An 18451-nucleotide genomic window follows, 5' to 3' on the forward strand; every position below is an offset into this window, starting at 1 on the left:
AGGAATCGCCATGCTTGCACAGTTCCCCGACCTTTGGCCGGCGCTGCCGGAGATCTTCCTGGCCGTCGCCGGCCTGGTGCTGCTGATGCTCGGCGTGTTCCGGGGCGACGGGTTCACCCGGCCGGTCGCCTACTTCACGGTCGTCGCGATGCTGTTCGCCGCCATCTTGTCGCTGGGCCTGGGCGAAGGGCGGGTGGTCACCTTCAACGGCCTCTTCGTGATGGACGCCTTCGCCGTCTTCATGAAGATCCTGGTGCTGGTGGCGGCCTCGCTGGCGGTGCTGATGTCGCTGGGCTACATCGAGCGCGAGCAGATGAAGCGCTTCGAGTTCCCCGTCCTCATGCTGTTCGCGACGCTCGGCATGATGATGATGATCTCGGCCAACGACCTCATCTCGCTCTACGTCGGGCTGGAGACGCAGTCGCTGGCGCTCTACGTCATCGCCGCCTTCCGCCGCGATTCCGGCCGCTCGGCCGAGGCCGGGCTGAAGTACTTCGTGCTGGGGGCGCTGTCGTCGGGTCTGCTGCTCTACGGCGCGTCGCTGGTCTACGGCTTCGCCGGCACCACCAGCTTCGACCGCATCGCCGCCCTGTTCGACGGCGGCGCCCACGCCTCGACCGGGGTGATCATCGGCCTGGTGTTCGTCGCCGCCGGCCTCGCCTTCAAGATCTCGGCGGTGCCGTTCCACATGTGGACGCCCGACGTCTACGAAGGCGCGCCGACCCCGGTGACCGCCTTCTTCGCGGTCGCCCCGAAGATCGCGGCGGTGGCCCTGTTCACCCGCGTCCTGATCGAGCCGTTCGGCCATCTGGTGCACCAGTGGCAGCAGATCATCATCGTCGCCTCGATCCTCTCGATGATGCTCGGCTCCTTCGTCGCCATCGTCCAGACCAACATCAAGCGGCTGATGGCCTACAGCTCGATCGGCCACATCGGCTACGCGCTGGTCGGGCTGGCCACGGGCACCGAGGTCGGGGTGCGTGGCGTGCTGATCTACATGGCCATCTACCTGTTCATGAACGTCGGCGCCTTCGCGGTGATCTTGTGCATGAAGCAGAACGGCCGCATGGTCGAGGAGGTCAAGGACCTCACCGGTCTGGCCCGCACCAACCCGCTGATGGCGGCGGCCATGGCCATCTTCATGTTCTCCATGGCCGGCATCCCGCCGATGGCCGGCTTCTTCGGCAAGCTCTACGTCTTCCTCGCCGCCATCGAGGCGCAGCTCTACACCCTGGCGGTGATCGGCGTGCTGACCAGCGTGGTGGGCGCCTACTACTACCTGCGCATCGTCAAGATCATGTATTTCGACGAGCCGGTTGAGGCGCTGGACAAGATCGGCGACGACGGGATGACCGCGATCCTCGCCGGCACCGGGCTGTTCACCCTGCTGTTCTTCGTGATCCCCGGCCCGATCCTGAACAGCGCGGCCGCTGCGGCGCACACGCTGTTCGTGGGATGACCGGCGACGCGGAACCGGCGGCGGGCGTCCTGCGCCCGCCGCCGGGCTTCCGGATCGTCGCCCGCGACGCGGTCGGCAGCACCAACGACGTCGCCAAGGATCTGGCGCGCGCCGGCTGCCCGGATCGCACCGTCGTCTGGGCCCTGCGCCAGACGGCGGGCCGCGGCCGGCGCGGCCGGGTCTGGGAGTCGGCGGCCGGCAACCTCTACCTCTCCACCGTGCTGCGACCGGCGGTGCCGGTGGCCGCGGCCGCCACGCTGTCGTTCGTGGCGGCGCTGGCCATCGCCGATCTTGCGGCGGCCGTGCTGCCGGACTGCGCCGAGGTCCGCTGCAAGTGGCCCAACGACGTGCTGGTGGGCGGGCGCAAGCTCTCGGGCATCCTCCTGGAATGCGAGATCGCGGCCGACGGCGCGCTCGACTGGCTGGTCCTGGGGATCGGGGTGAACGTCGCCCACGCCCCCGGCGACGCCGAGTACCCGGCGGCCTCGCTGACGGCCGCGGGGGCGGCCGGCCTCGACGCGGCGGCGGCGGGGGAGCGCGTGCTGGCGGCGCTGGCCGGCTGGCTGGAGCGCTGGCGGGAGGACGGCTTCGCCGCCGTGCGCACGGCGTGGCTGGCGCGCGCCGTCGGGGTCGGCGGACCGGTGGTGGTGCGCCTGGCCGACCGCACCGTGCATGGCACGTTTGTCGACCTGGACAGCGACGGCGTTCTGCTGCTTGATCGGGCAGACGGCGGCGGGCGCCTGCGCGTGTCCGCCGGGGATGTGTTCTTTCCCGGCGTGGCGCCGCCCGCCGGCCGCCGGGACGGGGAGGGCTGACATGCTGCTTGCCATCGACGCCGGCAACACCAACGTCGTCTTCGCCATCTACGACGGCCGCCAGCAGCGCGGCCTGTGGCGGATCGCCACCGAGCCGAAGCGCACCGCCGACGAGTACATGGTCTGGCTCACCCACCTGATGGCGCTGCGGACCCTGGTCCCGGGCGACATCGACGGCTGCATCCTGGCCAGCGTGGTGCCCGGCGCCACCTTCAACCTCAAACGCCTGTGCAAGGACCATTTCGGCTGCGAGCCGATGATCGTCGGCGAGGCCGATGTCAGCCTCGGCGCCAAGGCGGTGGTGGAGCGCCCCGACGAGGTCGGCGCCGACCGGCTGGTCAACGCCGTGGCCGCCGCCGCCTCCTACCCGCTGCCGCTGATCGTGATCGATTTCGGCACCGCGACCACCTTCGACGTGGTGGACGAGGATGGCAACTACCGCGGCGGGGTCATCGCGCCGGGCATCAACCTGTCGCTGGAGGCCCTGCACATGGCGGCGTCCAAGCTGCCGCGGGTGGAGATCGTCCAGCCCGCCGCGGTGATCGGGCGCAACACGGTGCAGTGCATGCAGTCCGGCATCTTCTGGGGCTACATCGGCCTGATCGAGGGGCTGGTGACGCGCATCCGCGCCGAGTACGGCAGGCCCATGACGGTGGTGGGCACCGGGGGCCTCGCTGTACTGTTCGCCAAGGCGACCCATGTCATTGAGCACACGGACGCGGAGCTGACGCTGCGCGGCCTCCTCCAGATCTACGAGCGCAACGCGGCAGCATGAGCATTCCGGCCAGCGGCACCACGGGGCGGGGCGTCCCGGATTCCTTCGCCCGCCCCCTCCCCGACACCTTCTCCCCCGACGACGACGGTCTCTATTTCGTGCCGCTGGGCGGCTCGGGCGAGATCGGCATGAATCTCAATCTCTACGGCACCCGCGGCAAGTGGCTGATGGTCGATCTCGGCATCTCGTTCGCCGACGACACCATGCCGGGGCTGGACGTGATCATGCCCGACCCCGACTTCATCGCCCGGCAGCGGGAGACGCTGGTCGGCATCGTGCTGACCCACGCCCACGAGGACCATCTCGGCGCGGTGCAGTACCTGTGGCCGGCCCTGGACTGCCCGGTGTATGCGACCCCCTTCACCGCGGCGGTGCTGCGCGCCAAGCTGCACGAGCGTGGGCTGGCGGGCCGGGTGCCGGTCGTCGAGGTGCCGCCCGGCGGCCGCATCACCGCCGGACCGTTCGAGGTGGAGTTCGTCACCGTCACCCACTCCGTTCCCGAGCCCAGCGCGCTGGCGATCCGCACCGCCGCCGGGACCGTGCTCCACACCGGGGACTGGAAACTCGACCCCGATCCCCAGGTGGGCGCGGTGACCGACGAGGCCCGGCTGCGGGCGATCGGCGACGCCGGCGTGCTGGCCATGCTGTGCGACAGCACCAACGCCCTGGTGCCGGGCCGCTCCGGTTCGGAGGCCGGGGTGCGGGCCGGCCTCACCGAGCTGATGGGCCGCTGCGACCACCGCGTCGCCGTCACCTGCTTCGCCACCAATGTGGCGCGGCTGGACAGCATCGCCGCCGCCGCCGCGGCCCACGGCCGCAGCGTGGCGCTGATCGGCCGGTCGCTGTGGCGCATCAACGGGGCGGCCCGGGCCAGCGGCTACCTCAAGGACACGGCGCCCTTCCTGGCCGAGCACGAGGCCCGCTTCCTGCCGCGCGACAAGGTGGCGCTGGTCTGCACCGGCAGCCAGGGCGAGCCGCGCTCCGCGCTGGCCCGCATCGCCGCCGACGACCATCCCCACGTGTCCCTGGAGCGGGGCGACACGGTGGTCTTCTCCTCGCGCGAGATCCCCGGCAACGAGCGGCCCATCGGCCGCATCCAGAACCTCCTCGCCGCACGCGGCGTCGGCGTCGTCACCGCCGACCATGCGCCGGTGCACGTTTCCGGGCACCCCGCGCAGGACGAGCTTGTGACGCTGTACCAGTGGGTGCGCCCGCGCATCGCCGTGCCGGTCCATGGCGAGCGGCGCCATCAGCTCGAGCACGCCCGGCTGGCGGCGCGCTGCCAGGTGGCGGAGACGGTGGTGCCTGCCAACGGCGATGTCATCCGGCTGGCGCCCGGCCCGGCCGAGGTGGTGTACCGGGTGCACGCCGGCCGCTGGGCGCTCGATGGCAAGAAGCTGGTCCCCCTCGACGACGGGCTGTTGCGCACGCGCCACCGCATGGTCCACAACGGGGCGGCCGTCGCCACCCTGGTGCTCAACGACCGGGGGGACCTGGTGACGGCGCCCAAGGTGGCGGTGATGGGGCTGCTGGACGGCACCGCCGGGCACGACGCCCTGCTCGACGTCGTCGACTCCGTGCGCGAGGCGGTGGCGGCGCTGCCCAGGGCGGCGCGCCTGGACGACGAGCAGGTGCGCGAGGTGGCCCGGATCGCCGTGCGCCGCTGCTTCAACGCGTCGCATGGCAAAAAGCCGGTGACCGAGGTGCATCTCGTGCGCGTCTGACGGACAATACCCGGACCACCACCTGTCCCGTCCCGAACCCTCTGGGGGCCCACCATGATCGGCAAGCTGAACCACCTCGCCATCGCCGTGCCCGACCTTCCCGCGGCCATGGCGCTCTACCGCAACACCCTGGGGGCCGCCGTCTCGGAGCCGCTGGACCAGCCGGCCCATGGGGTGACCGTGGTGTTCATCACCCTGCCGAACACCAAGATCGAGCTGTTGCACCCGCTGGGCAGCGGGTCGCCGATCGCCGCGTTCCTGGAGAAGAACCCGGCGGGCGGCATCCATCACATCTGCTACGAGGTCGAGGACATCCTGGCCGCCCGCGACAAGCTGAAGGCGGACGGGGCCCGCGTCCTGGGCGACGGCACGCCGAAGATCGGCGCCCACGACAAGCCGGTGCTGTTCCTCCATCCCAAGGATTTCTGCGGCACCCTCGTGGAACTGGAACAGGCATAGGCGCGGAGGCGAGGACATGGGGCTGGTGACCGGGATCGCGGTGTATTTCGTCGTCTGGTGGGTGGTGCTGTTCGCCGTGCTGCCCTGGGGCGTCCACCCCATCGACGAGCCGGAGCCGGGCATGGCCACCAGCGCGCCACAGAAGCCGCGCATCCTTCTGAAGTTCGCGGTCACCACGGCGGTCGCCGCGGTGGTGTGGACCGGCATCTACCTCGTGGTGGCGTCGGACCTCATCTCCTTCCGCGAGATGGCCAAGGGCCTGTAGCGGCGCCACCGCCACCGGGTGGCGGCGGTCGGCCACCGCGCCCCCCCTTTTGTTGCCCGCGGGCACCGGCGCCCCGTCAGCGGCGGCGCGCCCGGGCCGGAGCGGCCGAACGGCTCCCCATATGGACATCGGCGGCCACCGCACGCGGTGGCGCTCCGCGCATGCCCCGGCCCGCGGGCCGTGAACGTCGGCCGTCCCCGGTTGTTTCACCCTGGTGGCCGCGACGCCGCCCCCTGGTCCTATGGCTTTTGCCGCGCTCGCGATGCGCGGGGCCGCGCCATATGAAGGTTCGCGCAATGAGGATCGCATGCCGACGGACGACCGCCGAGCTTCCACTCCGCCCCCGCCCAATCGACGCACGGTTGCCGTCCTGTGGGCGCTGCTCGGGGCCGCCATCGTCGGGCCGGCGCTGATCCTGGCGCTGTTCGGCGTGCTGTCCTACCGGGAGGACCTGAGCCGGTCGCGGACCAACCTGCTGACCCAGGTCGACGTGCTGCACGAGCATGTCCTGCGGGTGTTCGACCTGCAGCGGGTGGTCGTCGAACGGGTGCGCGAGATGGCGCAGTCGCGGTGGGACCGGGCCGACGCCCTCCACGATCAGCTCGACGCCATGGTGGCGCAGCTGTCGCCGCTCTCCTCCATCTGGGTTCTGAACGCCGACGGGCGTGTCGTGGCAACCTCGGTCGATCTCGCCGACACCAGCGCTCTCGACCTGGCGGACCGCGACTACTTCGCGGTGCTGCGCGACGCGCCCGACCGGGGATTCTACGTCAGCGAGATCGGGCGCGGCCGCGTCGACGGAAAGCTGTTCTTCACGGTGGCGGTTCCCGTGCGGGACCCGGCGGGGCGATTCGCCGGCGTGATCGCGGTGTCGGCGGACCCCGGCTATTTTTCCGCCACCTTCCCCAAGCTGCTGCGCAGCAGCCGTTTCGAGATTGCCGGGCTGCTGCGCGAGGACGGCGCGCTTCTCGCCCGCTATCCCGCCGCGTACCCGGCGGCCGAGCCGCCCTTTCCGCGGCTGCCCGCCGACCGCGGGCTGCGCCACGCCATCGTCGCGGATCCGCTGCGTGGAACCTACACCTACGACAGCTGGTTCGACGGTGTCTCCCGCACCTTCGCCTACCGGCGCCTGGAGGGTTTGCCGCTCTACGTGGTGGTCGCCCGCTCCACCGCCGACATCGGCGCGGTGTGGCGGAACCGGATGGCCGGCGTGCTTCCGGCGTGGGCGGCGGCCACCATCATCCTTGCCGCCGCGGCGCTGTTCGCCATGCGCCACGCCCGGCGCGAGCAGCAGGCCCTGGACGCCCTGCGCGACGAGGTGGCCCGGCGCGACGCGGCGGAGGAGGCGCTGCGCCGCACCCAGCGCTTCGAGGCCATGGGCCAGCTGACCGGCGGCGTCGCCCATGATTTCAACAACGTGCTGCAAGGGATCGGCAGCTGCCTGGCGGTGCTCGAGCCGCACGTGCCCGAGGGGGCGTCGCGCCGTCTGTACGAGGCGGCGATCCAGAGCGTCGAGCGCGGGGCGCGGCTGACGCAATCCCTTCTGGCGTTCGCCCGCCGGCAGGTCCTGGCCCCCGAGCCGACCCGCCTGCAGGATCTGCTGGAGGGCATGCGCCCCCTGCTGGAGCGCACCCTGGGCGGCCTCATCCACGTGACGGTCGAGGTTCCGGCGGGCACCGCGCCGGCCCTGGCCGATCCGGCCCAGCTGGAGTCGGCCATCCTCAACCTGGCGATCAACGCCCGGGACGCCATGCCGGCCGGCGGCCGGTTGACCCTGCGCGTCGGGGAGGCCGGTGTGGCGGCCCGCGGCGAGCCGGGTCGGCCCCCGGAACTGGCGCCCGGGGACTACGTGACGCTGGCCGTGGTCGACACCGGGACCGGCATGACGGAGGCGACGTTGGCCCGCGCCTTCGAGCCGTTCTTCACGACGAAGGAGGTCGGCAAGGGCTCGGGGCTCGGCCTCGCCATGGTGCACGGCATGGCCATGCAGCTGGGCGGCGGGGTGTCCATCGCCAGCGCCGCCGGCGCGGGCACGACCGTGACCCTCTACCTGCCGTGCACCGAAGGGGCGGTGCGTCCCGCCGCGCGGCCGGCGCCGGCCGGGGTCGCCGCCAGCGACGGGCGGGTGGTGCTGCTCGTCGACGACGAGGCGCTGGTCCGCCTTGGCGTCCAGACGGTTCTGGAGGCCAACGGCTACCGCGTCCTGGAAGCCGGCGACGGCCCGGAAGCGTTGCGCGTCCTCGACGCGCATGGGCGGGTGGACGCGCTGGTGACCGACTACGCCATGCCCGGCATGACGGGCATGGCGCTGGCGCGCGAGATGCGGCGGCGCATTCCGGGACTGCCGGTGCTGATGATCACCGGCTACGCCGACGCACCGGAGGGACTCGACGGCGACGCGCTTCTGCAGAAGCCGTTCCGCGCCGAGGTGCTGGCGGCCCGCCTGGCGCACCTGCTGCGGGGGGCCGGAGGCGTCGGCGCCACGGCGGGCCAGCCGGCGCTGCGCGTCGCCGGTCCCGGGCCGTCCGCGGCCGGTCATGGGGCGCGTGGATCAGACGAGAATGCCTGAAATCCGTGCAGATGCTCGTTTATTCTTTAATCTGATGCACAAATAACGCGCAAAAATCCGGAAATAACACCGGCTGGAAGGAGCCTGTGCCAGTTTGATCTTGCCAGCACTGAAACGCAGTCCCACACTTACATGGTGACGAGGGCCCTTGGCTCTCCGACCGACGCCTGGTGGCGATTCCTCCCTAGACTTGGGCCGCGCAGCGCACGCTTCGCGGTCCAATTTTTGTTTGCACACTTGACGGACCCTACGCCACGAGTCACCACTGATGAGGAGGCCGGCGTTCCGTGGGGCCGATGTGGGGGTTTCCCCGACGGCTGTGTTAGGGTAGGAACATCGGCTGTCGTTACACGAACGAGGAACGGTTGGTGAAGGGGCGGCGGCGGTCGCGAGGGTCAGTCCTCACGCTGCGCGTGCCCTGAAGGAGGGGTGGGCGTTGCGGTCGCCCGACCCGGTGCGGAACTCGATTGAGGCGTGCATGACCGCGAACGAGAGCGAACGATTCGAGCAATTCGCGGCCGTGCTCCAGACCGAGATGCTCGAACGCACCAAGAAGACGATGGAGCTTCTCGTTCCCGACCGGGAGCCGCCTTCGTGCCTTCCGTTCGTCCAGACCCCCTCCTTCTTCGACATCTACACCGAGGTGGTGCGCGTCGGCATCTTCCCCGTGGTGCTGAGCCGGCGCCCGGTGCGGGCGATCGTCGGTGACGTCGACTGGTCCCGCGAAGGGCGCGAATACCTCCTGACCGTCCTCGACGACCGCACCAACGCCGTCTTCACCTCGTGGGACTATGCTTGGGACGCGCTGTGGGACGAGCGCAAAGCCACCGCCTCGTCCTCGTCGCAGCCCGAACGCAAAAAGGGCTTCCTCAGCACCCTGTTCGGCCGCCGTGGCCAGACCCCGGCGGAATCCCGGCCGAACGACGAGGACGATGCGCCGGTGATGGAGGGGCTCTACAGCATGCTCAACCGGCTGTCGGACAAGAAGGGATACCTGCCGCTCTTCCACGACGACATCAAGGTGTTCAAGGGTCTGATCCGCGTGAAGCCGGCCCGCGTGCTGGCCGCCACCAAGGAGCTTGCCCAGTACCACCACCAGGAGTTCGAACTGACGGGGCACGACCAGGCCAAATCGGGCGTGCTGTCCGACGCCTTGCAGAAATGGCAGTTCAACCTGCCCGACCGCATCGGCGAGTTCCTGGTGGTCAAGGCGGCGGTCGATTTCGACCACGTGAACAAGGCGTTCATCGGCAAGTACATCCGGCAGTCGGCCCGCACCCAGGAAGAGGCGGAGCGCGGCATGCCCTATCTCTCGCGCTACTGGAAGAGCATGTCCAACGCGGTTGTCCCGCAGGATTGAGGATGCCATGCGCACCATGCCGGCGGCCGTCCCCCCGCTGACCACCCGCGCCGCCGTGCCGTCCCTGGCCCTGGTCCTGGCCCTGACGCTGTTCGTCCTGCCGCAGGCGGCGCCCGCGGTGGCGCAGATGCCGCTGGACCTGTCGGCGTGCCAGTACCTGACCGAACACCGGCCGGCTCCGGACGTGGAGTACACCCCGGGCATCGACGTGAACGGCCGCGCGGTGGCGCCCGCCGACCTCCCCGGCTCGACCGGCGCCGGCGATCTGCCGATCGCCATTCCGATGACGCTCGACGTTCTGCGCCGCATGGGGGTGGCGGTCCCGCGCACCGGACTCCCCGCGGGCACCGAGGTCGGCACCCTGGTGGTCGAGAATGGCCGCCTGACCTTCAACGGGCGGCCGCTCGATTCCGCCAGCGAGGGGCGGGTCTACGCCTTCTGCCGCGCCCGCCGGTGAGCCGCCGCGCGGCGGCGCCGGACACACGCCGCGCGGCGGCGCTGGACACACGCCGCGCGGCGGCGATGGACAAGCGCCGCCCGGCTTCCTAAAGTCCCCCCACCCTGGCGCCGGCCGGGTTTCCGGCCCCGATCGATTCGAGAGTGCACTCCCATGCGGATGTCCGCCTTTTTCCTGCCGACCCTCAAGGAAACCCCCACCGAGGCGCAGATCGTCTCGCACCGGCTGATGCTGCGCGCCGGCATGATCCGGCAGACCAGCGCCGGTATCTACGCCTGGCTGCCGATGGGCTGGCGCGTGCTGCGCAAGATCGAGCAGATCGTTCGCGAGGAGCAGGACGCCGCCGGTGCCCAGGAGCTGCTGATGCCCACGATCCAGTCGGCGGATCTGTGGAAGGAGAGCGGGCGCTACGACGACTACGGCAAGGAGATGCTGCGCATCACCGATCGCCATGATCGGGAGATGCTGTTCGGCCCGACCAACGAGGAGATGATCACCGACATCTTCCGCTCGTTCGTGCGCAGCTACCGGCAGCTGCCGCTGAACCTCTACCATATCCAGTGGAAGTTCCGGGACGAGATCCGTCCCCGCTTCGGGGTGATGCGCGGGCGCGAGTTCCTGATGAAGGACGCCTATTCCTTCGACATTGACCCGGCGGCGGCGACGCGTTCCTACCAGGCGATGTTCCTGGCCTATCTGCGGACCTTCGCCCGCATGGGGCTGAAGGCGATCCCGATGCGGGCCGACACCGGGCCGATCGGCGGCGACCTCAGCCACGAGTTCATCATCCTCGCCGAGACCGGCGAGAGCGGCGTCTTCTGCGACAGGCGCTGGCTCGACCTCGACGTGCTGGCCGAGGCGCCCGGCCCCGGGGCAGACCTGCAGCCCTTCTTCGACAAGTTCACCTCGATCTACGCGGCGACCGACGAGAAGCACGTGCCCGACGACCCCGCGGCCCCGCAGGACCTCGTCTCGGCGCGCGGCATCGAGGTCGGGCACATCTTCTATTTCGGCACCAAGTACTCCAAGGCCATGAACGCCGCGGTGGCCGGCCCCGACGGCGAGCCGGTGCTGGTGGAGATGGGCAGCTACGGCATCGGCGTGTCGCGGCTGATGGGCGCGATCATCGAGGCCAGCCACGACGACAACGGCATCATCTGGCCGGACGCCGTGGCACCCTTCGCCGTCGGCCTGGTCAATCTCAAGCCGGGTGACGCCGAGACCGACCGGGTCTGCGGCGATCTCTACGCCAGGCTCGGCGCCGCCGGGGTCGAGGTGCTCTACGACGACCGCGACGAGCGGCCGGGCGTGAAGTTCGCCGACATGGACCTGATCGGGCTGCCCTGGCAGCTCGTGGTCGGCCCGCGCGGGCTGAAGACCGGGGTCGTCGAGCTGAAGCGCCGCGCCACCGGCGCGCGCGAGGAGCTGTCGGCCGAGGCGGCGCTCGCCAAGCTGACGGCCTGATCCCGGGGGGCGGTCGCGCCGGGCCTTCCCCCCCTGTGCTTCGCGATGGTCCGTGCCCATATGGTGCGGACCACGCTTCCCCCCGGCACCGTTGCGATCCGCACAGGCCCTCCATGATCTTTTCCGCTTTCGAACGCATGGTGGCGATGCGCTACCTGCGCGCCCGCCGCCAGGAGGGCTTCATTTCGGTGATCGCCGGGTTCTCGCTGCTCGGCATCGCGCTGGGCGTGGCGACGCTGATCATCGTCATGGCGGTGATGAACGGCTTCCGGGCCGAGTTGCTGGGCCGCGTGCTCGGCCTCAACGGGCACCTCAACGTCTATTCCGCCCAGGGCGGGCCGCTGCCCGACTTCGACACCCTGGCCGGGCGCCTGCGCCAGGCCCCGGGGGTGGTCCAGGTGACGCCGACCGTGGAGGGGCAGGCCCTGGTCTCGGTGCGCGGCAGCGCCTCCGGTGCGGTGGTGCGCGGCGTGCGGCCGGAGGATTTCCGCCAGCGCCCGACCCTGGCCGGCAACGTTGCCGTCGGCGCCGTGGAGTCGTTCGGCGAGGACCGCATCGCCATCGGCATCCGCATGGCGCAGCGCCTGGGACTGACGGTGGGCGACGAGGTGACGCTGATCGCCCCCCAGGGCAACGCCACGGCGTTCGGCACGGTGCCGCGCCTGCGGCGTTTCCCGATCGGCGCCATCTTCGACGTCGGCATGTTCGAGTACGACAATGCCTTCATCTTCATGCCGCTGGAGCAGGCGCAGACGTTCTTCCGCACCGGGTCCGACGCGGTGACGTCGCTCGAGGTGCTGGTGACCGACCCGACGCAGCTTTCCGCCGCCCGCGCCGCCATCCTGCCGGCGGTCGCCGGGGTCGGGCGGGTGGTCGACTGGCAGCAGTCCAACGCCAGCTTCTTCACGGCGCTGCAGGTGGAGCGCAACGTGATGTTCCTGATCCTGTCGCTCATCATCATGGTCGCCGCCTTCAACATCATCTCCTCGATGATCATGCTGGTGAAGGACAAGGGCCGCGACATCGCCATCCTCCGCACCATGGGGGCGACGCGGGGCATGATCATGCGTGTGTTCTTCCTCTCCGGCGCCTCGATCGGCGTCGTCGGCACGGTGGCCGGGCTGGGCCTGGGCATCACCTTCGCGCTGAACATCGAAAGCGTCCGCCAGTTCATCCAGACCCTGTCGGGCACCGACCTGTTCTCCGCGGAGATCTACTTCCTGTCGCAGCTTCCCGCGAAGATCGACTGGGGCGAGGTGACGCAGGTCGCCGCCATGGCGCTCGGCCTGTCGATTGGCGCCACCCTCTATCCGTCCTGGCGGGCCGCCCGCCTCGACCCCGTGGAGGCGCTGCGCTATGAGTGAGGCGACGATGCTGGAGCTGTCCGGCGTGGTGCGGGTGTACGAGCAGGCCGGCACCCGCCTGGAGGTGCTCCGCGGCGCCACCTTGACCGTGCGCCCGGGTGAGCTGGTCGCCCTGGTCGGGCCGTCGGGCGCCGGCAAGTCGACGCTCCTGCACGTGGCCGGGCTGCTGGAGCGCCCGGACTCCGGCAGCGTGCGGATTGCCGGAACCGATGCGGGCGGCATGGACGACGACACCCGCACGGCGCTGCGCCGCCGCACCGTCGGGTTCGTCTACCAGTTCCACCACCTGCTGCCCGAGTTCTCGGCGCTGGAGAACATCGTGCTGCCGCAGATGGTGGCCGGGGTCGCCAAGCGCGCCGCGACGGAGCGGGCGCGCGCCCTGCTGGCCTCGGTCGGGCTGGAGGCGCGGGCCGGCCACCGGCCGGCGCGCCTGTCGGGCGGCGAGCAGCAGCGCGTCGCCATCGCCCGCGCCCTGGCCAACCGGCCGGGCCTGGTGATCGCCGACGAGCCCACCGGCAACCTCGACCCCCACACCGCCGAGGCCGCCTTCGCCATGCTGACCGGCCTGGTGCGCCGGGAGCAGGTCGGCGCCCTGGTCGCCACCCACAACCTGGATCTGGCCCGGCGCATGGACCGCGTCCTGGAACTGCGCGACGGGGTGCTGGTCGGCCACGGCTAGGCGCTCTCACGCGATCGCGAATTGCCGTGCCCCGGGTCGTGCGCCACATTGCCTTGCGCACGAACAACCCGGTGGGAGGGAGAGCGGCATGGACCAGCGGATCATCGACCTCTACGACGAATACACCCACGCGCCGCTGCCGCGGCGCCTGTTCCTGGAACGCCTGACGGCCCTGGTGGGCGGCACCGCGGCGCTGCCGGCGGTGCTGCGGGCGCTGGAGCCGGGCGCCGCGCGGGCCGCCATGGTGGCCGAGGACGATCCGGCGGTGGCGGCGGAGATGGCGGACTTTCCCGGCGCGACCGGCACGCTGCGCGGCTACGTCGTCCGGCCGGGCGGCGAGCGGCGGGCCCCGGCGGTGATCGTCATCCATGAGAACCGCGGCCTCAACCCCCACATCAAGGACGTCGCCCGGCGCTTCGCCAAGGAGGGGTTCGTGGCCCTGGCGCCGGACCTGCTGTCGCCGCTCGGCGGCACGCCCGACGATCCCGACCGGGCCCGCGCGATGATCGGCGAACTGAACCGCGACGACGTGGTGCGGAATCTGGTGGGCGCCATGACCTGGCTGGAGGGGCACCGCTACGCCACCGGCAAGGTCGGCGCGGTCGGGTTCTGCTGGGGTGGCGGCATGGTCAACCAGCTGGCGGTCGCCGCACCCGCCCTCGATGCCGGCGTCGTCTACTACGGCGCGTCGCCCGATCCGGCCGCAGCCTCCGCCATCCGGGCGCCGCTGCTGCTGCACTACGCCGGCCTCGACCAGCGCATCAACGCCGGCGTTCCGGCCTTCGAGGAGGCGCTGCGGGCGGCGGGGGCGGCGCACACGGTGCACCGCTACGACGGGGTGAACCACGCCTTCAACAACGACACCTCGGCCGAACGCTACGACGCCTCCGCCGCGGCGCTGGCGTGGGACCGGACGGTGGCGTTCCTGAAGACCCACCTCGGGACGTGAGCCCGGGCGCTGGCCGGGGCGGGCGGGCGCCGCCCCGGCTCAGGTGCCGGTGTTGATGCGGCGGCACTCGTCCAGGGCGTTGAGCGCCCACAGGGTGCCGGTCAGGTCGAAGTTGGCCAAGGGGCCGCCGGGACCGCGGAAGGCCACCTGCTTGTTGCGCGAAAAGCGGTGGACGGCGTCGTCGTAGCGTTCGGTGGGAAAGGTCACCACAAGCGACGGGCCGGGCTGCACCTCGGCGCGGAACGCCGTGCGCTCGCCGTCGTCGAAGCGGGCGTTGAGGCGCACCGCACCGTCCGCCGGCGTGCGCGGCCCGACCCCGGCGAGGCGGAACGCGGAGTCCGCCGCACCGGACACGAACACCAGCCGGGCGCCGCGGACCTTCGGACGCCACGCCTTGCAGAAGGGTTGGGCGACCGCCGTGCCGGCGTGGAACTCGATCACCCAGTTGTCGCGCTCGCCCACCACCCGTGTCGGGGTCTCGGCGGTCGCTCCGGCGGGCTGCGCGGCCGTCGCGGGTGGATCCGCCGGAGGCGTCTGGCAGGCTGCGAGAGCGAACATCAGCGCCAGACCGCCGGCTCGGGCAAGTCGCATGGGGCGTTCTCCGGGGAGGCTTCCTATGGTCTGGCTACTTACACCAACGGGCGGCCCAGGCGAAGTCTTCCGTTGTCCGTTCCGGTGGCGGGCGTCCGCCCCCCGAAACCCGGTGGGACGCCGCCGCGCCGGTTACTCCAGGCCGGCCTTCTTGCGGACGTCGTAGCTGCGCTTGGCCGCCCACTGCTCCATGAACTTGACCAGTTCCGCGTCGGGCGGATCGGGCAGCACCACCTTCACCTTCACGTACTGGTCTCCGGCCTGCTTCGTCTTCTGGGAGACCACGCCCTTGCCGCGCAGGCGCAGGACCGACCCGGTGTTGGAGCCGGGCGGAATCTTGACCGCGACCGCACCGGCCACCGTCGGCACCCGGATGGTGGCGCCGAGGATCGCCTCGTTGAGCGTCACCGGCAGCTCCAGGTGGATGTCGCCGTCCTGGCGGGTGAAGTGCGGGTGCGGTTCGACGTGCACCTCGACGATGGCGTCGCCGGCCCCGGCGCCGCCGACGCCGGCCAGTCCTTGGCCCTTCAGGCGCAGCTTCTGCTCGTTCTCGGTGCCCGGCGGGATCGCCAGGTCGAGGCTCTTGCCGTTGGACAGGCTGATGCGGCGCTTGGAGCCCTGAGCCGCCTCCAGGAACGACACGGTCACCGAGTAGGCGATGTCGGCGCCGCGGGCCTTGGGCCCGGCGCGGGTTCCCGCCCCGGCGCCGGCGCCGGCCCCCGTCCGCCCCGCCCCCGGTCCGGCGGCGCCGCGCCGGCGCGAGAACAGGTCCGAGAACCAGTCCTCGCCGAACCCGAAGCCGGCGTCGTCGGTCGCGCCGCCGCCGCCGCCGGCCCGGGCGCCGGTGCCGCGGTAGCCGGACGCGCCGGAATGGCGGTCGCTGCCGTCCGCGTCGATCTCACCGCGGTCGAATCGCGCCCGCTTGCCCGAATCGGACAGCAGGGTGTAAGCCGCCGAGATCTCCTTGAAACGCTCCTCGTTGCTGGAGTGTCCCGGCCGGAGGTCGGGATGGCACTCCTTGGCAAGCGTGCGGTACGCCTTCTTGATCTCGTCGACGCTGGCCGTCCGCTGGACGCCGAGCACCTGGTAGGGGTCGCGCATGGTGGGCACGGAGCAGTACAATCCCGCCCCGGGAACCGGGGCACACTGGCTGGAGGAACGTCAATCCACGAGTTTCCACGCACCGTCGGGCTGTTTGCAAGCGGTTCCGAACGCCATCTCCTTCTGGCCGTTGGCGGTCACCGTCTGCTGGTACTCCCGGCAGTACTCGCCACGGCTGTTGTAGCCGTCGCGGGTGCTGGTCACGGTGCCGACATGCCCGGTGGTCGGGTTGCTCCACCCCACCAGGTCGCCGATCGGGGCGGCGTACGCGCGCCGGGCCGCTTCGGCGGCGTGCTCGCTGTCGGAGGACCGCAGCACGGTGGCGATGGGCTTGCCCATGTAGGCGCCGAGCAGGCTGCCCACGTCGCCCGGCACCGGCGCCTCGGCCGGGGCCCCGATCCGGGAGCCGATGACGCCGCCGACCACGCTGTCGGGGGCGGCGTTCGCCGGCGGCTTGGGCGTGGACTGGCAGCCGGCGAGGAGCACCACGGCGGCGGCACAAAGGAACGGCTTGAAATGCATTGCGCAGGCCTTGACAGGATGGGGGCGCGCCGTCCCGCGGTGTGCGGGGCAGCCCCGCGCGCCTTCGGACAACGGTATAGTCGAACCTGTGCTATCTGTGAATTGCGACGACGCCCGACGGGGCGTGGCGGCGCGCCGACGGCGCGCCGGACCGGACATGCAGGGTGAGACCGAGAGGCGAGATGATGGCGGAGTCGAGCGTTCAGGATCCCTTCCACCTGTTCGCCGCCTGGATGGCCGAGGCGGAGGCGGGCGAGCCGAACGATCCCAACGCCGTGGCCCTGGCCACCGCCGACGCGGCGGGGCTGCCGTCGCTGCGGATGGTGTTGCTGAAGGCGGTGGACGGACGCGGATTCGTCTTCTACACGAACACCGAGAGCCGCAAGGGCGAACAGCTCGGTGCCAATCCCCACGCCGCCCTGTGCTTCCACTGGAAATCCCTGAAGCGCCAGGTGCGGGTGGAGGGCGCGGTGGAGCGGGTCACCGACGCCGAGGCCGACGCCTATTTCGACAGCCGGCCGCGCGACAGCCGCATCGGCGCCTGGGCGTCCCAGCAGTCGCGGCCGATGGCGGGGCGCTGGGACCTGGAGAAGCGGGTCGCCCAGTACGCGGCGAAGTTTGCCATCGGCCATGTGCCGCGGCCCGCCCATTGGACCGGGTTCCGGGTCGTCCCCCGGCGCATGGAGTTCTGGACGGACAAGCCGTTCCGCCTGCACGAGCGCATCCTCTTCGTGCGCGGCACCGGCGTGCCGGACGAGGGGTGGACGACGGAACGCCTGTTCCCATGATCCGGGGTACGGACGCCGAACGGCTGCGGCGGCGCGCGACCTACGCCAGCGTGGCCGTGGCCCTGACCCTGATCGCGGCCAAGCTGGCCGCCTACATGGTCACTGAATCCGTCAGCCTGCTGTCGTCGCTGATCGACTCCTCCACCGACCTGCTGGCCTCGGTGGTGACCCTGTTCGCGGTGCGCCGGGCGATGCGGCCGCCGGACCCGACGCACCGCTTCGGCCACGGCAAGGCGGAGGCGTTGGCGGCGCTGGCCCAGGCGGCGTTCATCTCCGGCTCGGCCCTGTTCCTCAGCATTGAGGCGGTGCGCCGGCTGATCCATCCCGAACCGATCGCCCAGGGCGCCGTCGCCATCGCCGTCATGGTGCTGTCGATCGTGCTGACCTTCGGGCTGATCCGCTTCCAGCGCCACGTGGTCGAGGCCACCGGCTCGGTCGCCATCGGCGCCGACCGGCTGCACTACACCGGCGACCTGCTGACCAACGCGGCGGTGATCACCGCCATCGTCGTGACCAGCTGGACCGGCGTCACCGCGGTCGATTCCCTGGCGGCGCTGGCCATCGCCGCGTTCCTCCTGCGCGGCGCCCGCGGGGTCGCGCAGGACGCGCTCGGGGTGCTGATGGACCGCGAGTTGCCGCAGGAGGAGCGCGCCCGCATCGCCGAGATCGTGCTGGCCCATCCCGGCGCGCTGGGAATGCACGACCTGCGCACCCGCAACGCCGGCATCGGCGTGTTCATCGAGCTCCATCTGGAAGTCGACCCCCAGCTCTCGGTGGCCGCGGCCCACGACATCGCCGACGCCGTGGAGCGCGACCTGATGGCCGCCTTCCCCGGCAGCGATGCGCTGATCCACCAGGAGCCTGCGGGGCTGGAGGACGATCGCCTCGACCACCGGATCGCCGCGATCCGCTGACCCGGGGCCGGCTGTCGGCTTTGCGACCGCCGGCCCCGGGACGCCCGACGATTGTCGGGGTCCCAACAACCGGGTGCCGGCGCTGCGGCACGTCTGACGGTCCAAGCCACTGATTTCTCTGTCGTCTCTCTGACGCGGTGGTTGTGGTGCGCTTCTTGCTTCGCTTCGCGGTCTGTGCCGTGCGGCGGCCCCATGG

Annotated in this window: 18 protein-coding genes; 15 read left to right on the plus strand and 3 right to left on the minus strand. The window is 71.2% G+C overall.

Annotation, left to right across the window (positions count from 1 at the left end; genetic code table 11):
• Positions 1 to 10 precede the first annotated feature (10 nt).
• From nuoN to AC6H2I_RS17805, 13 genes are all read left to right on the plus strand, one after another.
• Complete coding sequence (gene nuoN / locus AC6H2I_RS17745; protein ID WP_497502009.1) at positions 11 to 1459, plus strand: NADH-quinone oxidoreductase subunit NuoN; 1449 nt, start codon at positions 11 to 13, stop codon at positions 1457 to 1459.
• Positions 1456 to 2274, plus strand: coding sequence for a biotin--[acetyl-CoA-carboxylase] ligase (locus tag AC6H2I_RS17750; RefSeq protein WP_497502010.1), 819 nt, complete (start codon positions 1456 to 1458; stop codon positions 2272 to 2274). Before nuoN ends, AC6H2I_RS17750 begins: the two co-directional genes overlap by 4 nt.
• Before the next feature lies 1 nt (position 2275).
• Positions 2276 to 3049, plus strand: coding sequence for a type III pantothenate kinase (locus tag AC6H2I_RS17755; protein ID WP_497502011.1), 774 nt, complete (start codon positions 2276 to 2278; stop codon positions 3047 to 3049).
• Positions 3046 to 4773 (plus strand): ribonuclease J, encoded by a 1728-nt coding sequence (locus AC6H2I_RS17760; RefSeq protein ID WP_497502012.1) that lies wholly within the window; start codon positions 3046 to 3048, stop codon positions 4771 to 4773. The genes AC6H2I_RS17755 and AC6H2I_RS17760 overlap by 4 nt, the downstream gene beginning before the upstream one ends.
• 54 nt (positions 4774 to 4827) lie before the next feature.
• Entirely contained in the window at positions 4828 to 5232 is a 405-nt protein-coding gene (mce, locus tag AC6H2I_RS17765; protein ID WP_497502013.1) for a methylmalonyl-CoA epimerase, read from the plus strand.
• 16 nt (positions 5233 to 5248) lie between these two features.
• On the plus strand, positions 5249 to 5497 hold the full coding sequence (locus tag AC6H2I_RS17770; protein WP_497502014.1) for a DUF1467 family protein: 249 nt from the start codon (positions 5249 to 5251) through the stop codon (positions 5495 to 5497).
• 307 nt (positions 5498 to 5804) lie between these two features.
• On the plus strand, positions 5805 to 8066 hold the full coding sequence (locus tag AC6H2I_RS17775; protein WP_497502015.1) for a hybrid sensor histidine kinase/response regulator family protein: 2262 nt from the start codon (positions 5805 to 5807) through the stop codon (positions 8064 to 8066).
• Positions 8067 to 8544: 478 nt separating this feature from the next.
• Complete coding sequence (locus AC6H2I_RS17780) at positions 8545 to 9426, plus strand: hypothetical protein (protein WP_497502016.1); 882 nt, start codon at positions 8545 to 8547, stop codon at positions 9424 to 9426.
• 7 nt (positions 9427 to 9433) lie between these two features.
• Positions 9434 to 9883: a hypothetical protein gene (locus AC6H2I_RS17785; RefSeq protein WP_497502017.1), complete on the plus strand. Its 450-nt coding sequence runs from the start codon at positions 9434 to 9436 to the stop codon at positions 9881 to 9883.
• A 153-nt stretch (positions 9884 to 10036) separates the two neighbouring features.
• A complete protein-coding gene (gene proS / locus AC6H2I_RS17790; protein WP_497502018.1) occupies positions 10037 to 11347 on the plus strand; it encodes a proline--tRNA ligase in 1311 nt (436 codons plus the stop codon).
• A 113-nt stretch (positions 11348 to 11460) separates the two neighbouring features.
• Positions 11461 to 12711 carry a lipoprotein-releasing ABC transporter permease subunit gene (locus AC6H2I_RS17795; RefSeq protein ID WP_497502019.1) on the plus strand — a complete coding sequence of 417 codons (1251 nt, stop codon included), beginning with the start codon at positions 11461 to 11463 and terminating at the stop codon, positions 12709 to 12711.
• Positions 12704 to 13390 carry an ABC transporter ATP-binding protein gene (locus AC6H2I_RS17800; protein ID WP_497502020.1) on the plus strand — a complete coding sequence of 229 codons (687 nt, stop codon included), beginning with the start codon at positions 12704 to 12706 and terminating at the stop codon, positions 13388 to 13390. Before AC6H2I_RS17795 ends, AC6H2I_RS17800 begins: the two co-directional genes overlap by 8 nt.
• 88 nt (positions 13391 to 13478) lie before the next feature.
• Positions 13479 to 14339 carry a dienelactone hydrolase family protein gene (locus AC6H2I_RS17805; RefSeq protein ID WP_497502021.1) on the plus strand — a complete coding sequence of 287 codons (861 nt, stop codon included), beginning with the start codon at positions 13479 to 13481 and terminating at the stop codon, positions 14337 to 14339.
• A 39-nt stretch (positions 14340 to 14378) separates the two neighbouring features.
• On the opposite strand, the gene AC6H2I_RS17810 is transcribed toward AC6H2I_RS17805, so the two are convergent.
• The 3 genes from AC6H2I_RS17810 to AC6H2I_RS17820 form a co-directional block, all read right to left on the minus strand.
• Positions 14379 to 14930, minus strand: coding sequence for a hypothetical protein (locus tag AC6H2I_RS17810; protein WP_497502022.1), 552 nt, complete (start codon positions 14928 to 14930; stop codon positions 14379 to 14381).
• Positions 14931 to 15062: 132 nt separating this feature from the next.
• Positions 15063 to 16031, minus strand: a complete 969-nt coding sequence (locus AC6H2I_RS17815; RefSeq protein ID WP_497502041.1) for a DnaJ C-terminal domain-containing protein — start codon at positions 16029 to 16031, stop codon at positions 15063 to 15065.
• Between the two features lie 60 nt (positions 16032 to 16091).
• Entirely contained in the window at positions 16092 to 16553 is a 462-nt protein-coding gene (locus AC6H2I_RS17820) for an RT0821/Lpp0805 family surface protein (protein ID WP_497502023.1), read from the minus strand.
• A 185-nt stretch (positions 16554 to 16738) separates the two neighbouring features.
• On the opposite strand from AC6H2I_RS17820, the gene pdxH reads away from it, so the two are divergent.
• Together pdxH and AC6H2I_RS17830 are read left to right on the plus strand one after the other, a co-directional pair.
• Complete coding sequence (gene pdxH, locus AC6H2I_RS17825; protein ID WP_497502042.1) at positions 16739 to 17341, plus strand: pyridoxamine 5'-phosphate oxidase; 603 nt, start codon at positions 16739 to 16741, stop codon at positions 17339 to 17341.
• Complete coding sequence (locus AC6H2I_RS17830; protein ID WP_497502024.1) at positions 17338 to 18255, plus strand: cation diffusion facilitator family transporter; 918 nt, start codon at positions 17338 to 17340, stop codon at positions 18253 to 18255. Before pdxH ends, AC6H2I_RS17830 begins: the two co-directional genes overlap by 4 nt.
• Positions 18256 to 18451 lie beyond the last annotated feature (196 nt).

The organism is Azospirillum sp. NS33 (genome assembly GCF_059703765.1).

Excerpts from the sequence above, each read along its gene's own strand:
- AC6H2I_RS17815 (WP_497502041.1), bottom strand. The coding sequence starts at position 16,031 with ATGCGCGACCCCTACCAGGTGCTCGGCGTCCAGCGGACGGCCAGCGTC.
- nuoN (WP_497502009.1), top strand. The coding sequence starts at position 11 with ATGCTTGCACAGTTCCCCGACCTTTGGCCGGCGCTGCCGGAGATCTTC.
- AC6H2I_RS17820 (WP_497502023.1), bottom strand. The coding sequence starts at position 16,553 with ATGCATTTCAAGCCGTTCCTTTGTGCCGCCGCCGTGGTGCTCCTCGCC.
- AC6H2I_RS17755 (WP_497502011.1), top strand. The coding sequence starts at position 2,276 with ATGCTGCTTGCCATCGACGCCGGCAACACCAACGTCGTCTTCGCCATC.
- AC6H2I_RS17830 (WP_497502024.1), top strand. The coding sequence starts at position 17,338 with ATGATCCGGGGTACGGACGCCGAACGGCTGCGGCGGCGCGCGACCTAC.
- AC6H2I_RS17805 (WP_497502021.1), top strand. The coding sequence starts at position 13,479 with ATGGACCAGCGGATCATCGACCTCTACGACGAATACACCCACGCGCCG.
- proS (WP_497502018.1), top strand. The coding sequence starts at position 10,037 with ATGCGGATGTCCGCCTTTTTCCTGCCGACCCTCAAGGAAACCCCCACC.
- AC6H2I_RS17785 (WP_497502017.1), top strand. The coding sequence starts at position 9,434 with ATGCGCACCATGCCGGCGGCCGTCCCCCCGCTGACCACCCGCGCCGCC.
- AC6H2I_RS17800 (WP_497502020.1), top strand. The coding sequence starts at position 12,704 with ATGAGTGAGGCGACGATGCTGGAGCTGTCCGGCGTGGTGCGGGTGTAC.
- AC6H2I_RS17810 (WP_497502022.1), bottom strand. The coding sequence starts at position 14,930 with ATGCGACTTGCCCGAGCCGGCGGTCTGGCGCTGATGTTCGCTCTCGCA.
- AC6H2I_RS17770 (WP_497502014.1), top strand. The coding sequence starts at position 5,249 with ATGGGGCTGGTGACCGGGATCGCGGTGTATTTCGTCGTCTGGTGGGTG.
- AC6H2I_RS17750 (WP_497502010.1), top strand. The coding sequence starts at position 1,456 with ATGACCGGCGACGCGGAACCGGCGGCGGGCGTCCTGCGCCCGCCGCCG.
- mce (WP_497502013.1), top strand. The coding sequence starts at position 4,828 with ATGATCGGCAAGCTGAACCACCTCGCCATCGCCGTGCCCGACCTTCCC.
- AC6H2I_RS17760 (WP_497502012.1), top strand. The coding sequence starts at position 3,046 with ATGAGCATTCCGGCCAGCGGCACCACGGGGCGGGGCGTCCCGGATTCC.
- pdxH (WP_497502042.1), top strand. The coding sequence starts at position 16,739 with ATGGCGGAGTCGAGCGTTCAGGATCCCTTCCACCTGTTCGCCGCCTGG.
- AC6H2I_RS17775 (WP_497502015.1), top strand. The coding sequence starts at position 5,805 with ATGCCGACGGACGACCGCCGAGCTTCCACTCCGCCCCCGCCCAATCGA.
- AC6H2I_RS17795 (WP_497502019.1), top strand. The coding sequence starts at position 11,461 with ATGATCTTTTCCGCTTTCGAACGCATGGTGGCGATGCGCTACCTGCGC.
- AC6H2I_RS17780 (WP_497502016.1), top strand. The coding sequence starts at position 8,545 with ATGACCGCGAACGAGAGCGAACGATTCGAGCAATTCGCGGCCGTGCTC.